The 20,220-nt window shown below is 51.2% G+C and carries 17 protein-coding genes and 1 pseudogene; 6 read left to right on the top strand and 12 right to left on the bottom strand.

What is annotated here, in order from left to right; genetic code table 11:
• The first annotated feature begins 32 nt into the window (after positions 1-32).
• Together AC3ISI_RS12300 and AC3ISI_RS12295 are read left to right on the top strand one after the other, a co-directional pair.
• Positions 33-293 carry a hypothetical protein gene (locus tag AC3ISI_RS12300; RefSeq protein ID WP_489337201.1) on the top strand — a complete coding sequence of 87 codons (261 nt, stop codon included), beginning with the start codon at positions 33-35 and terminating at the stop codon, positions 291-293.
• A gap of 88 nt (positions 294-381) precedes the next feature.
• Entirely contained in the window at positions 382-1,275 is an 894-nt protein-coding gene (locus AC3ISI_RS12295) for a LysR family transcriptional regulator (protein ID WP_489337200.1), read from the top strand.
• On the opposite strand, the gene AC3ISI_RS12290 is transcribed toward AC3ISI_RS12295, so the two are convergent.
• The 3 genes from AC3ISI_RS12290 to dnaQ form a co-directional block, all read right to left on the bottom strand.
• Positions 1,241-1,855 carry a GNAT family N-acetyltransferase gene (locus AC3ISI_RS12290; protein ID WP_489337199.1) on the bottom strand — a complete coding sequence of 205 codons (615 nt, stop codon included), beginning with the start codon at positions 1,853-1,855 and terminating at the stop codon, positions 1,241-1,243. The genes AC3ISI_RS12295 and AC3ISI_RS12290 overlap by 35 nt on opposite strands.
• A 14-nt stretch (positions 1,856-1,869) precedes the next feature.
• The gene (locus AC3ISI_RS12285) at positions 1,870-4,125 is read right to left on the bottom strand and encodes an Orn/Lys/Arg family decarboxylase (protein WP_489337198.1); all 2,256 of its coding nucleotides are present in this window, start codon (positions 4,123-4,125) and stop codon (positions 1,870-1,872) included.
• Positions 4,126-4,239: 114 nt separating this feature from the next.
• Positions 4,240-5,013: a DNA polymerase III subunit epsilon gene (gene dnaQ / locus AC3ISI_RS12280; RefSeq protein ID WP_489337197.1), complete on the bottom strand. Its 774-nt coding sequence runs from the start codon at positions 5,011-5,013 to the stop codon at positions 4,240-4,242.
• A 125-nt stretch (positions 5,014-5,138) separates the two neighbouring features.
• Between dnaQ and AC3ISI_RS12275 the strand changes: the two genes are divergently transcribed.
• The 4 genes from AC3ISI_RS12275 to AC3ISI_RS12260 are packed head-to-tail and all read left to right on the top strand — an operon-like array spanning position 5,139 to position 10,561.
• Positions 5,139-6,350 carry a site-specific integrase gene (locus AC3ISI_RS12275; RefSeq protein ID WP_489337196.1) on the top strand — a complete coding sequence of 404 codons (1,212 nt, stop codon included), beginning with the start codon at positions 5,139-5,141 and terminating at the stop codon, positions 6,348-6,350.
• Positions 6,347-8,041, top strand: coding sequence for a site-specific integrase (locus tag AC3ISI_RS12270; RefSeq protein WP_489337195.1), 1,695 nt, complete (start codon positions 6,347-6,349; stop codon positions 8,039-8,041). The genes AC3ISI_RS12275 and AC3ISI_RS12270 overlap by 4 nt, the downstream gene beginning before the upstream one ends.
• Positions 8,041-10,113, top strand: a complete 2,073-nt coding sequence (locus AC3ISI_RS12265; protein WP_489337194.1) for an integrase — start codon at positions 8,041-8,043, stop codon at positions 10,111-10,113. The genes AC3ISI_RS12270 and AC3ISI_RS12265 overlap by 1 nt, the downstream gene beginning before the upstream one ends.
• 19 nt (positions 10,114-10,132) lie before the next feature.
• Positions 10,133-10,561 carry a hypothetical protein gene (locus tag AC3ISI_RS12260; RefSeq protein ID WP_489337193.1) on the top strand — a complete coding sequence of 143 codons (429 nt, stop codon included), beginning with the start codon at positions 10,133-10,135 and terminating at the stop codon, positions 10,559-10,561.
• Positions 10,562-11,235: 674 nt separating this feature from the next.
• Here the strand turns inward: AC3ISI_RS12260 and AC3ISI_RS12255 are convergent.
• The 9 genes and pseudogenes from AC3ISI_RS12255 to AC3ISI_RS12215 form a co-directional block, all read right to left on the bottom strand.
• A complete protein-coding gene (locus tag AC3ISI_RS12255) occupies positions 11,236-11,373 on the bottom strand; it encodes a hypothetical protein (protein WP_489337192.1) in 138 nt (45 codons plus the stop codon).
• 305 nt (positions 11,374-11,678) lie between these two features.
• Positions 11,679-12,692 (bottom strand): DUF4365 domain-containing protein, encoded by a 1,014-nt coding sequence (locus tag AC3ISI_RS12250; protein WP_489337191.1) that lies wholly within the window; start codon positions 12,690-12,692, stop codon positions 11,679-11,681.
• 277 nt (positions 12,693-12,969) lie between these two features.
• Positions 12,970-13,209 carry a hypothetical protein gene (locus AC3ISI_RS12245; protein WP_489337190.1) on the bottom strand — a complete coding sequence of 80 codons (240 nt, stop codon included), beginning with the start codon at positions 13,207-13,209 and terminating at the stop codon, positions 12,970-12,972.
• Positions 13,210-13,468: 259 nt separating this feature from the next.
• Positions 13,469-15,463, bottom strand: coding sequence for a DUF3732 domain-containing protein (locus AC3ISI_RS12240; protein ID WP_489337189.1), 1,995 nt, complete (start codon positions 15,461-15,463; stop codon positions 13,469-13,471).
• A 23-nt stretch (positions 15,464-15,486) separates the two neighbouring features.
• Positions 15,487-15,951 carry a three component ABC system middle component gene (locus AC3ISI_RS12235; RefSeq protein WP_489337188.1) on the bottom strand — a complete coding sequence of 155 codons (465 nt, stop codon included), beginning with the start codon at positions 15,949-15,951 and terminating at the stop codon, positions 15,487-15,489.
• A complete protein-coding gene (locus AC3ISI_RS12230) occupies positions 15,951-17,099 on the bottom strand; it encodes a hypothetical protein (protein WP_489337187.1) in 1,149 nt (382 codons plus the stop codon). Before AC3ISI_RS12230 ends, AC3ISI_RS12235 begins: the two co-directional genes overlap by 1 nt.
• A gap of 373 nt (positions 17,100-17,472) precedes the next feature.
• Entirely contained in the window at positions 17,473-18,129 is a 657-nt protein-coding gene (locus AC3ISI_RS12225) for an HNH endonuclease (protein WP_489337186.1), read from the bottom strand.
• Entirely contained in the window at positions 18,122-19,318 is a 1,197-nt protein-coding gene (locus AC3ISI_RS12220; protein WP_489337185.1) for an AAA family ATPase, read from the bottom strand. Before AC3ISI_RS12220 ends, AC3ISI_RS12225 begins: the two co-directional genes overlap by 8 nt.
• Positions 19,319-20,070: 752 nt before the next feature.
• A pseudogene (locus AC3ISI_RS12215) lies at positions 20,071-20,184 on the bottom strand (transposase domain-containing protein); the annotation flags it as partial.
• Positions 20,185-20,220 lie beyond the last annotated feature (36 nt).

Below are 20,220 nucleotides of genomic sequence, written 5' to 3'. Positions count from 1 at the left end.
TTGAGTGATTTATCTCCAGAGGTTCTAAACAGATGGCAGCAGTACTTGTCGGTCAGTTCCACGCAAGAGATGCGGAAGGCCGCGTTTATTCCGTGCATGAGTTCCAGGAATCCACCCCGTCGGCAGACGGTTTCGGCAGCACGGAGCCTGTCACCACCTACAAACTGGCCATTGGCGACCGCGTCAAGAAGCTGGATGACAACCAGTTTCTGCTGGTTCAATCGGACGTGACCATCGTGCGCGAACCCGACACCTTTGTCGGTAGCGTGCCAGTAGCCAACGTCGCGTCATAACCCCGCGTTATGAGCAGAAGTCATAGGCGCGCACTTGAGTTAGGATTCAGTCACTGATTCCCTCACCTGCCGAACATGGACTTCACGCATGCGTTTACGCCACATCGAAGTGATCCACGCGCTTGTGCAGACCGGTCACCTGGGCACCGCCGCCGAATGGCTGCAGTTGCCGGTGGCCGAGGTTGAAGGCATTTTGCGCGAGGCCGAGGGTCAGTTGGGTTTCATGCTGTTTTCCAGCGTGCGCGGGCGCTTGCAGGCGACCCGCGAAGCGCGGGAGCTAGAGGGCGAAATCGCCCACGTCTACGAAGCGCTTGAACCCGTCCAGCGCCTGGCCGCCAGCCTCAAGCAATACCAGGCACCGCCCCTGCGTATCATCTGCACCCCGCCACTGGCCCAACAACTGTTGCCTCAGAGCATCGCCGCCCTGCGCCGACGCCTGCCTGATGCACCTTGCAGCCTGCTCAGCCAACCGACCCGCGAGATCATCAAGACCTTGTTGTTGCGCGAAAGTGATCTGGGGTTGAGCCTGCAGGACCCCGACCACGCCGACATCCATTGCCAGGTGATTGCCCAAGGCAAACTCCAACTCCTGGCGCCCCATGGCTGGCTGCAGCCCAAGCAGAAATACATTTCGTTGCAGGACCTGGCGGGCCAGTCGATGGTCGGCCTGGAAGGCCACGACCCGCTGAGCCCGGCACTCGAGAACAAATTGCAGGCCTTGCGCCCGGCCCCGCTCGTGCATATCCGGGTGCAGACCCATCAGATGATGCGCAGCATGGTCGAGGCCGGTGAAGGCCTGGCCATTGTCGATCCGTTTACCGCCCTTGGCGCCAAATCCAGCGGACTGGATGTTTGCCCGCTGGCGCCGGCAGTGCCGGTCAGCCTCTACGCCCTGTCCCTGAAAAACGGCGAACCATCCGCCGCTGTTCAAACACTGCTGGACATCATTACGGAACAAGCCGCGGCGATGCTGGCGAACTGACCGGGCTTTCCAGCGAGTTATCGAACAAGCGATACCAAAAAAGCGCCACTTCAGCGGTGTTCGGATCGATGCCGCGATAGCGCAAATGGTCGATCCCGCCAATCACATAACCACACCGCTCATAGAGCCGACAGGCGCCCAGGTTGTTGTTCTGGGTTTCGAGCATGATGCCTGGCAATTTTTTCTTGCGACTCCAGAACTGAGCCACCTCCAGCAACGCTTTGGCCACGCCATGGTGTCGCGCCGGGGCATGTACCGCCAACTCGTCGATATGGGCAAAGCCGTTCCAGTTGGTGCTGATCACCAGGTGACCGACAGGCTCATCGTCGAGATAGGCCATGAAAATCGCACTGTCAGCGGCATCGCGAAAACTGCTGAACTCTTCGGGGTCGATGCCGTAGCACTTTCGATAAGGGGTGATCGGCGTGATCGGCCACTGATCGACCGGTTTGCCCAGTTCAGCGGCACCGTAGGCAGCAACTTCAAAACTGAAATCACTGCCCCAGATATAGGCCGCGAAGCCGTCATCGGCGACACGCACCGAAAGGCCGGGGTACTTGGGATTGATGACAGGTTGCATTTTGGGAAAGGTCCTCATTCCTTGATGCAATCGACGGTGTAGTGCCGTCCATTGCCCTCGTCTTCGTGTTGCAAGCCATGCACATCGACGACGAATCCGGGGAAACAGCTATCAAACGTACGCGCAAATGAAAGGTAGTCGATGATTGACCGGGTCGCCTCGGTGAACCGCTCGCCCGGCATGATCAGTGGAATGCCCGGCGGATACGGAACCAGCATCACCGCAGCGATCCGTCCGTCCAGGGCATCAATCGATACAGCCTCCACCTCGCCCCGCACCAAATGATCATAGGCATGGGCCGGCTTCATGACGATTTCCGGCAGCACGGTATACATACGCTTGAGGTGTTTGGCCGTCGCATTACTGCGATAACAGGCGTGCAATTGATCACACAAATCTCGCAAGCCCATGCCTTGATAGCGCCCGACGCTCTGTTGCGCCACACACGGCAGGCAGGTTGCGAGGCTGACGTTGGCGTCGTAGCTGCGCTTGAACTCCAGCAACTCGGTCAACAGCGTGCTCCATTTGCCCTTTGTAATGCCCATCGAGAACAGCACCAGGAACGAATACAGCCCGGTCTTCTCGACCACCAACCCGCGCTCCCAGAGGAATTTGCTGACCACCGCCGCTGGAATCCCGCGCTCACTCAACGCGCCGCCAGCAGTCAGGCCGGGCATCACCAGGGTGACTTTGATCGGATCGAGCAACACATAATCGTCGGTCACGTCACCAAAGCCGTGCCAATCGGCATCGGGTTGCAGCAGCCAGTCTTCGGTGACTACGCGCTCGATGCCTTCCACCGACGGCGGCTGCCAGATGGAAAACCACCAGTCCTCCGCCGCAATATGTTGCCGTAAATTGGCCAGAGCACGACGAAAACTCAGGGCCTCATCGAACATCTCCTGCAACAGCGAACGCCCGGCGGGACCTTCCATCATCGCCGAGGCCACGTCCAGAGACGCAATGATGCTGTATTGCGGCGACGTGGAGATGTGCATCATGAACGCTTCGTTGAAGCGGTCGCGGTCCAGTTGCCGTGCGCCGCCGTCCTGAATATGAATCATCGAGGCCTGACTGAACGCTGCCAGCAGCTTATGCGTGGAATGCGTGGTGAACACCAGCGGGCTGTCTTCGCTGCGCGAAGTGCCCATGCCGTAACGCCCGGCGAAAAACTCATGAAACGCCGCGTAGGCATACCAGGCTTCGTCGAAATGCAGCACCTCCACGCTGTTGCCCAGGCTCTGTTTGATCAACTCGGCGTTGTAGCAAAGGCCGTCGTAGGTCGAGTTGGTGATCACCGCCAATTTGACCTTGGGCGCTCGGCCCTTGGTCAGCGGGCTGGCGTCGATCTTGGCCTGGATTGATTCGCGGCTGAATTCGCTCAATGGAATCGGGCCGATGATCCCCAGTTCATTGCGCTCCGGGCACAGGTACAACGGGATCGCGCCGGTCATGATGATCGAATGCAGCACCGACTTGTGGCAGTTGCGGTCCACCAGCACCAGGTCATCGCGCGCGACCATGGAATGCCAGACGATTTTGTTGGCAGTCGAGGTGCCATTGATCACGAAAAAGGTGTGATCGGCGCCGAAATTGCGTGCAGCGCGTGCTTCCGCTTCGGCCAGCGGGCCGGTGTGATCGAGCAACGAACCCAACTCAGGCACCGACACGGACAAATCCGAACGCAGGGTGTTTTCCCCGAAAAACTGGTGAAACGCCTGCCCGACCGGGCTCTTGTGATACGCCACACCACCGCCGTGGCCCGGTGTGTGCCAGGAATAATTGGAATCGGCGGTGTGCTGCACCAGCGCCTTGAAAAACGGCGGCAACAGACCGTCCAGGTACTTGCGCGCGGCCCGGGCTACTTGCCGAGCCAGGAATGGCACGGTGTCTTCGAACAGATAAAGAATGCCGCGCAGCTGATTGAGTTCAGCCATCGCATCGGCTGGCGCGTTTTCCAGCGTCACTTGTTCGCCGAGGGCGAAGATCGGCAGGTCCGGCGCACGCACTCGCGCCAGACCGATCAGCTCGGCCATGTTTTGCAATAAATGGGAGTTAGTGCTGGCGTCTTCGGCGGCGATCAACATGCAAGAGAGGCCGTGATGGGTCGATGCGACCAGCCGCCCTTCGGTGTAATCCACCGCTGAAACAATGCTGAAGCCTTCCTGCTCCAGCTCCCGGGCGATGCCCCGCACGCGATCACCCGCAACGGTGTCGGCCTTGATGTCGCGGTGGACGATCAGGACCGGGAATTTCAAATCTTTATACATGGGGCTCAGAGTCCTGAGGCGGCAGACCGTGGCCTGCCAATACCCTCAGGGTAGAGGGTTGATACGGATGTGGCGAGTGCGGATGCCCCAAACTGGGTCACCGATTGCACACACTCAGGCCTGGGCCTTGGCATCCGCCAATTGCTGCCACAGCGACGGGGCGCCGGCGGCTTTCGCAATGGCTTCAAGACGCGCCACATGCTGGGCCAAGTCATCTTCGCTGGCGCGGATGATGCGCGCGCGCGCGCGATCGGCGGGCAAACGGCGGATTTCGGTGGCGGAGTTATCCGCACCTTCGCCGGAGCCATTACCATCGGACGCATTACCTGCCAGCGACAGGCTGGTCTGGCCGCCGGTCATGGTCAGGTAGACGTCGGCGAGAATCTCGGAGTCGAGCAAGGCGCCGTGCAACTCACGACCCGAGTTGTCGACGCCATAACGTTTGCACAAGGCGTCGAGGCTGTTGCGCTGCCCCGGGTGACGTTCCCGGGCCATCATCAAGGTGTCGAGGATCGAACAGTGTTGCGTGATGTCCGCACGATCGTGCTGGCCCATCAGGGCGAATTCGTTGTTGATGAAACCAACGTCGAACGCCGCGTTATGGATGATCAGCTGCGCGCCTTTGATGAACTCGAAGAATTCATCGGCCACTTCAGTGAAACGCGGTTTACCCACCAGAAATTCGTTGGTGATGCCGTGGACGCCAATGGCGCCTTCGTCACTCTCGCGATCCGGTTGCAGGTAAACGTGAAAATGCCGGCCGGTCAGACGCCGACCGATCAACTCGACACAACCGATTTCGATAATCCGGTGGCCGTCGGTCACCGGCATGCCGGTGGTTTCGGTATCGAGTACAACCATCCGAGCCGGAGAGTTTTTGTTAACCATGGAGCTTTACCACCCGCCTAAACCCTTTAAAATAATGATAACATGGAGCATAACTACGGCCAAGCATTGAAAATAAAACGTAAACAAAGAAAAGCTGACCATGACATACCGGGTAAAATGTAAACATGACCTTTTCTATCCGAACATACGTTACCCAAAGTGGCGAACGCTTCTCCCTCTTGTTCAGTCAAGACGCACCAGGTATCCCACTGTTCTATGCCTCGGCGTACCTGTCCCGCAGCCTCAGAAACCATAGTACCCATCAAACCCAGTTGGCAGCGTTGGACGCTATTCGCCGATTGAGCGAGTGGGAGCGTGATCGACGGATCAGCCTTGAGGACAGACTTCTTGCCAGCATATTGATGGTCGCGAGCGACGTAGATAGCCTAGCTGCGCACGTGAGAGCTCGCCGCGGAGGCAAACAAGGGGAAGTCATATGCGCAAACAAATTCAATTCCCATTGGATTTTTATCTGTAAGTATATCGCGTGGTTGACTGATGAGCTGCTTCCTAATTGCAATGACGTTCACGTTCGAGAGCTTGTTAAAGACCAAGCCGTTCGTCTGAAGCAGAAATTAATCAAGCGAGCAGGCTCGAAGGCTCGCCTGCGCCAGAACCTTCTAGATGAAAAGTTACCTGAGTCTGCACGCACTCAGTTGCTATCAATATTCAAACAGCCTTTAGAGAATCTAAGTAGATCAACCTATCAAGGCACTCGAATGCGTAATGTAGTCATGATCCGGACTCTATATGAGACTGGCATGAGGCGCGGAGAGCTATTATCTCTCAAGATCAAAAATTTTATCGAAGCTAGCGGTGGCCAGAGTGCATACTTAGTCATCGAGCGAAATCATGACGATGAGCTGGATCGAAGGATTAATCAACCCGTAGCAAAAACACTCGGTCGCTCTGTTCCAATTTCTGAAGAGCTTGAACAACAACTTATTGAGTATAGAATCAACTACCGCGCAGAGCTGAACAGTGTCGGACATAGTGATCACGACTTTATCTTCTGCGTGCATACGGGGCGCACTCAAGGGCAACCACTAACCGTGGCAGGTTTCAACTCAGTATTTGATTATTTCCAGAATTCGTTTCCTGCCTTAGGTAGCAGCCTCCATCCGCATGCATTTCGTCACGACTGGAATTATAGGTTTTCGCAACACGCGGATAAGATGGGCATGTCCGCAGATGATGAGGCAGATGCTCGTGAGGAGTCGATGGGCTGGGTTCCTGGATCAGCCATGGCTAAGGTATATAATTTGAGACATCGCAGGGAGAAAGCAATGGTGGTTGGCAGAGAAGTGGCTCGCGATACTCAAAGGCCCATAAAATGAAAAAGCCAATCCGAGCTCGGTCTATACTTGATACGCGCGAAGCAACCACAAGCGTTGGTGAATATACCGTGTGCCCGGAAGAGATCGCCCTAGATCTCAATGCCACTGCCCGATCCGCAGCCAGCGGAAGAGTATTTTGGAAGGGCGACAACCTCGTTCATCTTGGCCACCACAACATTGACTGCAAATTACTCTTAAGCAATCTAACACTTGAAGCAAAAGAGTCTTTCAAGCAACACCTATTGAAATTTGCCGACACTCAACGCTTTTCATTAACAGTTGTTATGTATCTTGTAGCGGCTTTTTGTGCTGCTTCAAAAGAATACCCACCAAGCATTTTTGATAGTTCCTGGGTAAGCCACGCACTTCAAATCGCCTCAATGCGCGGTAGAATATTCCAAACTCGCATTTTCCTCGGCTACTGGAAGGATCGTTATCCAAAGTCAGTGACAGATGACGCGCTGAATCTTTTAGCCCAATCTACTGCTTCCCCAGTTACTTCCAACAATGTGGAATCAGACGATCCAGAGAAAAGCTGGCTAACTGATGAGGAATATGATGATGTGCTTAGTGCAACGTGGCAGAACTATGACCTTACTGGAGAAACTCAACCAGCATTGATCCGCCTGCTTGCGCTTCAGTACGCCCGTCGACCCAGCCAGATTAGCGCTTTGAAATTTGGAGACTTAAAATCTGGAAAAATGAAAGTTCTAATGCAGGTGCACGAAAACGAAATTCATTTCCCTGCAGTCAAGGAGCAAGGAGTAGAAATCGAATTCAGAGGAGGAAAATCCGAAATACATCCAATCGCTGATCATCTGTGGAACATGCTGATTATTCAACGTAAAAAGGTCAAAGCGGCTTTCGAAGAAAAACTCGGATTGACCATTTCCCCTGCAGCGACCGATCAACTTCCGATTTTCACAACTCAAAGGCGCATCAGTGGTGCATCGGAAGATCTCAAACATATCCTTGGGAAAGACCCTGCCGCGCATCTAGATGACGAGTTATTCCATTTAAGACCTATGACAATCGGAAGGGTAATTCAGCTTACCTACAATTCCAACATCACCTACGTGCATACCCACAAAGTAATACTGCCTGTGCGACCAGTCTGCCGTAAGACGGGTAAGCCGTTGGTATGCAACGCCATACGCCTGCGTCACACCAGAGCGCGCAGACTTGCCCGAATGGGCGTATCTAAGCCCATACTGTCATATTGGCTGGGCCACAACCATGATGAAGCTATAGACTCATACTATAACGACCCTGCCGAGGAAGCCCGTAAGCTCGACGAGCGAATGTCAGAGGGGTTGATACCGATTGCACAAGCTTTCCATGGTCGCATCATCGCAACCGATGCAGAGGCAACCTATCCCAACAACCCCGTCAAAAGCCTTGAGTTTGCAAAAGAGGGACTTTTGAAGAATGTAGGTCGGTGCGGACTTTTCAGCTTTTGCACAACATCATCCATTCCACTCCCCTGCTATCGCTGCAGGAACTTTGAGCCGTTGATGGACGCCCCCCACGAGGAGGTCTTGGAAGCACTACGGTTTCGCCAGGCTCAGGAGAACGAGATGGTCAAACTAGGCAGCGTTCGCAATCTGCTAGTCCCGATCGATCTTTCGGACGACATCCGAGCGGTGGAGCGGTGTATTCAGTTATGCAAAATTAAGCGTGAGCAGAAGTAATGCCTACCCATCTCAAACTCGTCAGTTTCACTCCAAATCCAAAGCTCAGCCCAACCAGCAACCTGAAAGCCTTGATAAAATACTCTCGGGATGAACTTACCCTTTTGTCAGACAATGCAGAGTTCAACTGGCAGTCATCTATCTGGCCTAGCCCGTCCAGAGATTCGCGAATCCGATTCACCAATCTGAGGAACGCGAATCTTCACAAGTCGGTTAGACCAACAGACGACCAACTTCTTCACACAGCATTCATTGACGTGGCCAAGTCCTACTTACGCTATCGACACACGATAGATCCACACAGGAATGCCGGTCGTGAATTACAAGCTTTGAGAGCGCTAGAGAGCGCGCTTGTGAACGATATGGGCATTCCGGACATCACCAAAATCCATATAAGGCACTTCGAATCGATGACCGTGCTTGTTGAGGATTTCGCAGCGCCGGGTCACATCGTCAACAGTGCCCAACAGATTCTCAGTTGGTTATCCGACAAACTAGTCGTCCCAGCTGAGGTCATTCGCTGGCAGAATCCCTACATCAAGGAAAAATCCTATCATAACCTTCGAGGTGCAAATGCGCCTGAAGAGGTCAAGGAAAAGAAGGCTGCAGATCAAGATGCTTTCTTAAGCATCGCGGACGTATTCAGTCAGCCCTCAAGCCAACTTGATGACAGTGACATCATGGTGACTTCTATTACGGCCTTGCTGCTATCAGCTCCCATGCGAATCGGAGAAACGCTTCGCTGGCGCACAGACTGCTTGCGATCCGACCATGACAAGAATGGTGACTTGCAGCGCTACCTTGCGTACTACGTCCCAAAAACGCGTAGCTATACCCGCAAGGCCGTTCCCACCACTATGGCTGAGGTCGCACTGGAGGCTGTTGACCGGCTCGTAACGATCACCGGTGAGGGGCGGAAGCTCGCCTTGTACATGGAGACTAACCCGACCAAGTTTTACAGGCATGCTGACTGCCCAAACGTCCCTGACAACCAAGAGCTGACGCGAGACCAAGTCGTTCAAGCTTTGGGACTCGCTCATCGCAACTCCTGCGAAGACTTCGTTAGAAAACACACAGGGAACTACTCCTTGACCGGCTTCACCTTGGATTCCCTATGGCAGATCGTCCTGGCACAGCATGAAGACCAAAACCCTCATTTCCCATACCAGGAAAAACCTCAAGACGAAATCAAGCCACTCAAGATGAGTGAGTCGCTGATGTGCTTCCGGCACATGCAGTTAAGCGTCCGCGCCATTACGAGCCCAGTGCTGCTTGCTCCTTTCAACCCTGATTACTACAGGAAACGGTTGGATGGCGCGGAAAAGCCTGGCCGAAAAAATCAACGCCCTATGTGCTTTTTCACCAAACATGGTTTTGACCCTTTCAGGCTCAATTCTCACAGTCTTCGACACTTCATTAACCGTCTTGCCAAGCAATATGGAGTGTCAATTGAGGAAATCACTGAGTGGAGCAGCCGCGCTTCCAAGCAGCAGACTCGCACCTACTTAAACGAAACTGCGGAGGAAAAGTTAGAGAAAGCATCAACGATTATGCAGACCAAGCAGGAGCATGAAACCCTGCAACCAGTATCAGAGGAAGAGGCTTCCAGTTATGGTCAAGGCCCTTACCATCGAAGCCGATACGGTATTTGCCGTAGAAGCTGGCGTGCCGGGCCCTGCATCAAATTCGCTGACTGCACAAACTGCTCCGAACTCCTGGCTTGCAAAGGTGACAAGATCGCTCTGAAAGCCATCAAGAATGACCGGGACAATATGATTCGCACTAAGGATGCAGCCCAACGCGCGATTGATGCAGGCGAGCGATCAGCCTCGCTCTGGATCGAAAAGGCCGCCCCCCAGATCCAGCGGCTCATCGCGCTGATTGATGTCATGGAAAACCCCGACATCCCGGATGGCTCCCCCATTCAAGTGACCGGTACAGACTTCAACCATGAGGCACTAATCGTGGGGGAAAAGGCTGCGAAGGCAGGAGTTGAGCTTCTGCAGAAGGAACAGATCGCTCTTGAATATGGCCAAGACTTGGTCGATTGCTTGGAAATGCTCTTTCAATGAATCTGCCAGGAATATTTTAATGCCAAAGGTAATCACTGACCAGCAGACTCGCGACATCTGCCGAATGATCAATAATTGGGACACCCAGCACAAGCTGGATTGGAATACGATCTGCTTGGGGGCTCAGGAAATTTTGGGCTGGGGAACTCCCCCAACTCGGCAAGCCCTGAACAAAAAAGAGACAATTAAGCTTGCGTACCAGGCTAAGAAAAACTCGCTGCGTAAAGAGTTGGAAAGAGTCACCAACCTGCCTCGGCCCAAGACTATCCAGGACGGCGCGGAGCGCATCGCACGGCTTGAGAAGGAAATCGAACGCCTCAATTTCCTAAACGCTAAGCTATCCGAGCTTTTCCATATCATCGTTCACAATGCGAGTATGGCTGGGTTAAAAAAACATGATTTGATGAAGCCCATGTCATCCAACAAAGAGCCTTCAAAGAAGTCATGACACTCTTTAAGTGGTCGATCGCACCTCATCTTGGAGCGACCGCTTCCTCGTTATATTGATAATGGCAAGGGGCGCGCCCCCCCTTCCCGATGTTGCAGGAACTGAAGCTGGATATTGGCGACTCGCTGTATTCGATTGAGGAGCTTTTCGACAACACGCGCCGCCTTGTTCTGTCGAAAAAACCTCAACTTGCAGTTCAAATCGTCTCGTTTTTCCCGTACTTCTTTCGACACAAATCTCAGGCACGGAAAGCATCCATGCACGCAAGATTTAGAGTGATTGAGACCACCGCACTGGACGATGGCAGCAAGTGATACAGGGTCGTTGATCTTGTAGAAGGAGGCTCAGCCAGCAAGCATGGTGTCTTCAAAGCCAGGCCGGAGGCAGAGGCTGTTTGCTCGATATTGAATGCCGAGCATCCGATGCAGCTGGAGAGTGCATCGCGTAGCACCATCTGAGCGGATACGGCAGGCCGCTTGCCCTTATGCGCAGATACTGGAATAACTGATTTCTATCATGGAAGCGGTGACCATAGACGCCAAGTATGTAGACGCCGATGTCCATTTGACCCACATACTGGCACAAGACTGCCCCACCTCCAAGTCGGTACAAATCCAGCACAGGCAATGGTTCGCGAAGTAGCAGACTGGGTCAGTGATATCTCGGCAACGGGCTCAATTCGGCGTCGGCGCCAACACGCGGTGCGGCTTCGCCGCACCGAACACCGCGATCACCCTGGCCAGCGCCGTTTCAGTGCCGGCGCGCATATCCATGGGCTCGGTGGCAAGCCAGATGGCGTCGATGCGGATCATCGCACCAGGTCTCGAAGAAAAGCGTCGCAGTCAGCAGCACTATCGGCTGGCCAATTCACTTTGACGGTGCCGCGCGGGTGCGGAATCTCAACGCTGATACTCGATGAATTTTGACTCATCCAAGATAATCCGAGAACTCAAAGAACATCCATATCGACGCAACGACCTTTAAAATTGAGGCAAGCAACGAACCCTGGCACTGCACAACCATTTGTAATCAACGCGTTTGCCTTTCATTCAATCTGAAGAGCATTCGCCTCCCGCTTACATCGAACTTAAAACAGCATGTTACTTAGCCTTTATTCTTACGCCAGGCATTCCAGAATAAAGGAAGATCCTCTATATATAAATTTCTCCATTTCATCTTCTGGCGCGACATATTTTAGTCCAGCGAATCGAAAATCTTTCGGAGGGAAGAAATCTTTTTGAGGGTTCGACTCTCGGAACGCGCAGTAAAACGCTACCGCAGGTGCAATCTCTTCAAATACTTTCGAAAGTTTTAACGAAAGGGCGTATTCGAAATGATGATCATAGAGGATTCCTATAGCATTCACCCCAGCGCGCGAATGGCACTCACCACGCATGACAAGCTTTAGTGCAGTTTCTTTCGTAACTACATCACCAGCATGACGAATTATATTGTAGATCTGGTCTGATACACAATTTCCATCGCGTGTATTTCTTAATTTGTCACCAAGTGCAGTGGCTTCCGCTATTAGCGTGTTTAAGCTGATAGCGCCCCCTTGCGAGGAGGAAGTACCTATGAGCGGCTGAACAGCCTCAGCTATCTCATGTTTATTGACAGCTCTAGCACATCGAATGGCATCGTTAAGTGTTAAAGTAAGCTGAGCCTGCCCCTCCCAGCGTGCGATAGCTTTGAGTTCGGCTTTCAAGCCTGCTTGAACAGTTTGCGTCACAGGAACCCACACAGTCCAAGTTTTCTTAACCAGAGACAGCGGATCTATTGCCACACGCTGTTCCAGCAACCACTGCTGTAGCCAGATGTACCATGCTTGCTGTGTAGTGAGACAGACAAATACCAGTAAAACAGGATATCGACAGGCATCTGCATAGTGAAGGTACTTTCGATCTATCAAAAATTTCACATGACCTTTTTTTTGCTCACAGTGATCTTTGGATTTGATCTGCACCTTTAATATGTTTCCTTGCACCGCGCCTTCGTGCAATTCAAACTCCATATCGATTCCATAATCCTCTTCGAGGTTACGAGATAACCAATGTGGGTTTTCCTCAACATGGGAAGCGAGCCATTTATGGCCTCTGGCTCCAATTTTCTGCGAAGGTGAGCAAGTTGACATAGCGCGGCATCCTCTTAGTTAAGGTCATCATGGCCGGTGCTCCCTAAACAGACCGACCTGGAATAGTAGCACTATGCCCCTACAAAAACACTACTCTAAAAGCGAGCATGCCCTTGAGATAACTAAAATCATCAGCCACTACTGAGAGGGCAACGAGTGACCTGCTGGCAATGAAATGGGAACAGATGCCCAACAGGCTAACGTCGACCCGCTCTTCATCAGGACAAGCTCAAACGTCAAGGTGCCCAGTACGTGGAAATCGAAAATTGGTAACAGGTCAGAACTCAGCGAGTTCCAAGATAGCTACCAAGGCGCCGTGGATCTCATCCACTGACTGCCCCTTGAGTAATCGATGCACATCATTTGCTACCGAGAAGAAAGCCAATTGCGCCCTCAGCGTGTCGAGTAGCGTTTTGCCACGAACACAAAACAATGGGCGACGGCGCACTCTGGCATAACTGAGCGGTGCATCCATTGCAACTAACCCATTCGACAGTGACCAAAATAGAATCATCATTACCTAATTTTGCGCTCGTAGTTGTCGAGCAGCTCACCCAGGGCCCGGGTGAGCTCATCACCGCAGCATGCCGAGGCGCGCGTCCAAGATCTCAGTTGTGATCGTGTTATCCATCTCACCCGCTCAGGCGCCTAGTGAGCCACGCTCGCTAGTCGAGAAGAAAGGTATCAATAACATCATCACGCACGTAAATGTGAGTCCGAGGGACATCCTGAACGCGTGACACCTACCCCTAGTGCGGGAGTAGGCATGACGCACATCAAGCAATCGCGTCAGTTGGACGCTTGGCGATGAAGCCCCGTGTACGCCAAGTAGCACGCACAAATGACTGGAAGGTGGACTCCCCCTTTAGCGTCAACTCATCAGCATGATCAGTTACGATGATCTGCGGCATGAAGCCGGTGGCTTTTTCTGTTTGTTCGCAGAATTCGACAAGCTTGTCGAACATGTTGGTTACAGAACCGATGTCCTCGTCCACATGCTTTGCCCGCTCCGTAAGCGCCGCCAACGCTTTGGCATCGAATCCCTCCTCTCGATGATCGATCTTGGCGGGGAAATAGACCTGCGTCGGCTGATCCAAGAATAAGATAGGAGGGATTCTGCAGCCCTCCTCGTGCTTCAGAGAAAACACAGAATGCAGTGCCAGGAACAGGGTCAGGTGCGTGTACAGCCAATTGGCACCGCTGCCCATCGAGCGCAAGTACACGTTGCCCATTGTGGGGCTTTCATGCCAGAGGTCGAAGGTATGAAGATCAAATTTCAAGTTAATAGGCTGGTAAGCCTCCTCGAAATCGAAACCTGCACCGATTCGGGACATTTCACTGTTGATAAGATCACTTAGATCAGCCATTTTGCCAGGAACGTCGTAATCATCCAAAAGCGGTTTTATTTCCGCAAGCCTGTCCTTAATCAACTGCTGCGTACCTTCGAACTCCGTCTTGCCTCGATTCCCATAATCCTCAATCACGTCCTCAAGACGATGCTTGACGCGCAATGCGATCTCATCAACCGTTTTACTTTTCTTCAGATCCTCGACCTGTTTAGTCAGTTGATTGATGTTGGCTTGAATACCGGAAAGAACATCTTTTTCCTTCACAAGCGCCTTACTCAACTTACCTTCTTCATCTCGAAAGCTTTCACGCACATAGGAAGAAGTTCTGAGTTCACGGTTCATCCAGTCGATAGCAACTGTCAGCTTGTTCGCCTCCTGATCCACCTGCTCACTGGGCGCATCGCAAAATGGGCAATGGGCGTCACTGATTTCGGCGTATTCGGGTACAGGGATTTCGGTGATATCTTTGGCAAAATCTTCAGTGAGGCTGATTGAAGACTGCACAGCGTGAACTTTATCTTGTAGCCCGCGAACGATGACCGTCTGCTTCGAGCGATCCTCTTCCAAAGCTTTTTTACGTACTGAGTAAGTGTCCGTCAAGCTGTCGATGCGAACGTTAGCGTCTCTTATCTTCTTGAACGAGGGTTTCACGCTCCCTGCAATTTGAGCACCTGTCAGCCCTATGAGATCGGTACCGCTGACAGATTTGTATTCCGCCAACAATTCGTCAATTCTCTTAATGAATCGCTCTTTCTCTTCCTTCTTCTTCGGTATCTGAGCTTCGATTTTTTTCAGTTCCGCCTTGAGCTGGTTGCTCTCTTGGGACAACCAGAAATATTTCTGATCCGCGAAATTCATGAAAATTTTTAAGTGTTCGATGGCCTGCTCACGTTTTTCCTTTTCATCAAAACGATAGAAAAGCGCATGTTTGTTCGCCACCAGATTTTGATGCTGAAGCATATAGGAAACGAAGCTGCGAACCGAAGGGGTGGAGCTCTTCGACTTACCTTGTTCACGACTACTGAGGTCTTCATCGATATCCGTCATGGTGACTGAAAAATATCGACCAAGCTCCTTTTTAAAATCCCGTAACGGCAAGAATAGGCTGGGCGCGAAAAACGCCCTAACGTTTTTCATTTTAAGGAAAATCTCGTCAAGCGTGCCATTCACTTCACTGATAAACAGCTTATCGGCACTCCGCATACGTGCCAGGAGCAGTAGTTCCTTCTCAAACTGAAGGAGTGTAAAATATATTTTCGAGCGCTCTGTAATGACCCCCTTTGGAATTGTGTCATCGCTATTACCAAAGCAAAAATCAAAAATCTCGATAATCGCGCTCTTACCCATGGATGACTTGCCAGTGATGATGTTCAACCCAGCCTTGAACGTTACTTGGTGAATAGCATTATCGTGATCAATCACACCCACCGACTTTACGAAGCACTTCATAATTTAACTATCCCTAGCGACTTGAATACAGGTGGAGCTTCACGATTTTCCAGAAGCTTCGCTAGATTACGGGCCGAGGCTATTTTTTTCCCCATTCCATTCATTGGCGGAAAAGTTTTCTTGGTAGCCCGAACGACCATATCATCATCTATTGTCAGATACCCTGAATTGATAAGGCTCATCAACGTAATGTTGGTGACTTCTCTAAGCGAGTGAATCCTTTTGTGCACCCCTGCGATGCGTGTCTTATCAGACACCATGGTTCGCCAGGTATTGCGCTCGCTAATGCTCCGCAAATAGGAGCTTGTAGCGTCATGCAGAACAAATGGCAGTACGAGGTAAACGAACAAAATATTCTTCTGGGTCTCTTTTAATTCGCTAAAAAACGCATGAAGAATTGGAGCCATAATAAAAGGGCTACGCTGTAGTGTATGGATATGATCGACCGTAGAGAGCCTCATCACCAAAGCCTCCAGTGCAATTTCTCGTTTCCTTCTTCGTCTTCGTCATCGGCCAACATATGCCAGATTCCATTTCGAAACTCAGACGTTGTACCGTCAAATGCAGGCATTCCATCAACGGGTTCCCCGCATCGAGTGTCGAAGAAATTTTGTGACTCGAAACACCAGTCTTCCTTCGGCTTTCTTGAGCAGCGTCTCATCTCTGCCGACCTCAGGCTTTTGTGTCGCTTGAGTTGATCTTTCTTATAATTGTCGACATCGGCTTTTTCGACAGTGAATCGCTTGAATTCGCTACTGATCGTGTGCACAGTAACTAAGTGCTCTAGAATAGCTCCAGGCACTCGTTGACCGTATTCGATTTCATAGAGCTTTTTTACAAATAACCTATCAGCATAGGCGGACAAATCGACCTGCCCCGCAAATGCATCGGTATCTACCGTAGGAAATTTACGGGAATTGCGTCCGTACTGGGCTAATAATCTGGATAGCTTAAGATCGAATTCAGAATAACTAATCATCCAGCCCTTCTTAGAGAGGCATGGTTCAATGAGATACCCCAGTAGCGCTTCAAAATATTCGTCGCGCTTCGACGGATCTACACCCTTTCCGTAGCGACTCTTGGCATTCTCTGCCCGCGTTTTTAAATCAGGTTCGGCAGAGATTATTTTTACTTTTTCTATCACATCCTGGAGAACGCATCTGCGTTCGCTGGCCATCACGAATTTCTGATTTTTTACGGCTTTAGAAGGTTTTTTACCCGTAGTAGCGATACGGGCCTCACTATCAGCGAGTACATTATCCAAAAATTTCAGCCGTTCTTCGCCGGGAAGATTATTCCAATGGCGGAGTGCTGTCGTTGCACCATATGCCTGCGTGGTAAGCAAAATGAGTTCAGAATATTTTTCTTGCTTGAACTTCGGCGACAACCAGTTTTTTAACGTATTCCAGAAATTGTTATGACCATCGGTGAGGTCATCTACAAAGTTTTTGACTTCAACCTGAACGCTTTCGCTGACGGTCACATCGCCGAAAACCTCCAACCATAAGGTCTGCCCCTCTACCAAGTTATGGCAGTATTCCAAGGTTACGATAAGTTGGTAGCTTATAGCTTCGAGTAGCCTGGTTGCATCGTTGCTGAGCTTACTCACACCATTCTCCGATCATTACTTCACCGTTGCCGCGAGGAGGTATTTTGCGAGGAGAATGAGATGAAAACGTCCTGGCAAATCCAATACCACAACTGGAAAAATCAATTCAGGTACAGCAACCGCGTACCTCGAAAAGCCAAGCTACAAAAACTGTTTATATATACAGCATGCTGAAGCGATACATGCTCGATTGTACCGTGATGGCTTTTTGTTGGCAAAAAGCTTTATGTCAGTGTATAGCCTGATACTCAACGAGTTATTTTCACAGAATTCAGTAGGGGGGACGATAGCTCAGGCCATGGGGACAGCAAGCAACCGCCCCCACCAAATAGTAAACGGCAGATGTGCCTATGAGGTGCCAAAAGCGCCCTTCCTATTGCCCGTGCTTGTAGGCAAGTAATCTGACCTCTAGACCGCTTTCAGTATCTGTTGGCTTCCCAAGCGCATCAGCACCTTGTGCGGAGGTGAAGGTGTTAACCTCCAAACCCATCAAATTAAAATAATCATAGGTGTATTGCCCTTTAGCACTACCATCGACGATGGTGAACTTCACCATGTTTTTTCGATTTACCTGCTTACTTTCACGTGACAGATGCTGTTCCCACTCATCAAAGCTAGGATGCACGATCAAATAATTCTCCGACTTCTGGTACTCCACCGCATTATTTTTATCCACAACAAAGCTATCATCTTCCCCCTTATACTCCATATTACATCTTTTGCAGGAGGCAGAAAGATTCCACACAGTGTAACTAAGCGCACGATAATAAGGCTTACCCTTTGGAAGTATATGTTCGCGATCAACTGCAAAACGGCCGAGACCATGTAAATTCAGCCTGCAATAGCAGCAGTTTTCCTCATGCCGAACAAGATGAAAGTCCCTAATTTTATTTTTCGCACTCTGTATAAAATCCCCTTTCACCGCCCAAGGACTTTCTGTGGCTAGAGCTTCTCGGATGGCAGCCAATTCTTCATCCAGCAGTTGGAGCTCAGTCAAACTTGGAAGATATGCGTCCGGCACTTTAAACATCGCCTCCCGACTTCAATTTATTCTGCCTATTGGCGTCAACCTTATCAACCAGCTCAAGAACCGCATCAAAGAACTCTTCCTGTTGACTGTCAAAACTTTTCTCTTGCATTGTTCTGACCAAGGAAATCAAACCACTCTTGCTCAACTGATCCCGCTCAAACCTGTTCATTGCATCTACGATTTCTTCGCTGACAAAATGATTAGCGGGCGTAACAACATCAAATGCCTTCCATAGAATCGCTTCGATTCCCGCGCTGCTGGTCGACGCATTCTCAAGATTCAATCGGACTGGCCCAGCGCCGGTCATTTGGTGAACCGACACTAGGTTTTGGTGCTCAGCCAGCGCTCCGGAAACGACGAGTGGCGAGTGAGTAGCAACAACCACGGATACATTTCGATAGGCTAACGCTGCAATTATCTTACCGATATATTCACGTTGCCAAGCGGGGTGCAGACTATTTTCAGGTTCATCGATAAGGACTATCGAGTTAGGCTCCACACTCGTGGACAAAAAGATCAAGGAACAGATAAGGGACAGCTCCCCCGAACTCGCACTACTTAGTTCAAACCCCTCACTTTCGTCCTTGGCGAGGAAAACGCCAATTTGCTTTATGATCCCGGCCTGTACCAGAAAACGTTCGCACCTCAACATTGCTGCAAACTCACGACTTTGAGAAAACTCGTGAGCAGACCTTCTTGGATCGATCCAAATCACTTCTCCCGGATGCCAGCGAGAAATAAAGCTTTGAGCAATCTCGAAATCCCGAACCCCTTCCTCAGTTTTAAAAAACATCTCAGCATGTTCAAACAGGCTGCTGAAACCCTCAACATTCTTCAAAGTTAAGCCTTCTAAACGAAAGCCGAAGCGTGGATAATATCCGCAATATTCAAGTATTGAGCTTACATGATAAAATGCAGAGTCCTCTCGACTAAGTGCTTGAAGCACCGCCTCCTTAATTATCTTCTTGGGCGACACACCGAAGCGTCCCACTGAAAACTTGTTAACACCCCTCAGGCCATTCAAGCGGCCATAGGGAGTATTGGAAAGAATCGTAATGCTTCTCTTATTCTTGTACTCGTTGACTACATCCAGCAGGTAGAAACTCTTACCCGAGCCATTAGGCCCAACAATGATTGCTACCGCATCATCATCTGCGATCGATTCATTAAATCCAAGATTACTCAGCATCCAAACCTCTCAACGTCCATTAAACTCAAAGATAAGCAGGCACTTTAACATCATCCTTGAGTCATGTGATCAGCCCCAATCCACAGTCCAGTAGTCCTCACAACCGAAGCGAAGTCTTGCCACGCTATCCGTGGCAAGCTGATAAAAGGGGGCCTCGGCGCTGACTACGTTATGCTCGTCACTCCCTCGCTTTCGATGGGGGCGCCAAGTCACATTCTGACATTCACTGATCAGTTACACCCTTCTTTGGAACTTCATCCGAGTTCAGACTGTACTTTCAACCACAGCGCCAAGTTATTAGCCCAAGATCACTCAGGCAATCTGAGGGCGTGCCTTTGGGTGGTGATGTACTTGCCCTGTGGAGCAGAGCGCCAGTGGTCGGCGCACTTTGCGGGGCTGGCAGGTCGAAAAGGGTGTCCATCGATTTGTCGAAAAATGGACAATTGACAAAAATACTTAACCTGCTGATTTGCATAGCTTTTACATGTCCATTTAGATTATGAGCTCACACGTACAGAACATCTGCAGCACACCGTCCAAAGGAGCGATGCCCAACAGCCTTTACTGGGTCAGTTTTCGGTCAGCGGCAACAATCAAGCGTCTGATCGCCGTCAGAACCCTCGAACGATGCGCCTATAGGCACTTTGGAGCCGGATTCAGGCAGCCTTGGCAAAGGTATTGCCCCCTATGGTGACGGACTTTGATCCGTAAGCGCGCCATAAACCCCCATCCGTTTATGAGAGGGTTGGCTGTCAGTATGCGATGGCTGGTGCACAGCGCCACGGCAGCAGCGCTTCGTAGTCCTCGACGGCCTTGGCCTGGAGGAGGCACTCGAGGATGTGGCGCAGGTAGGCGTAGGGCTCCTGAGCCAACAAACAGAAGCCGTTGCGGTGCCAATACAG

Source organism: Pseudomonas sp. GL_139_B (genome assembly GCF_057834475.1).
The sequence above is the reverse complement of the archived record's forward strand: the minus strand, read 5'-3'. Positions and strand labels throughout refer to the sequence as shown.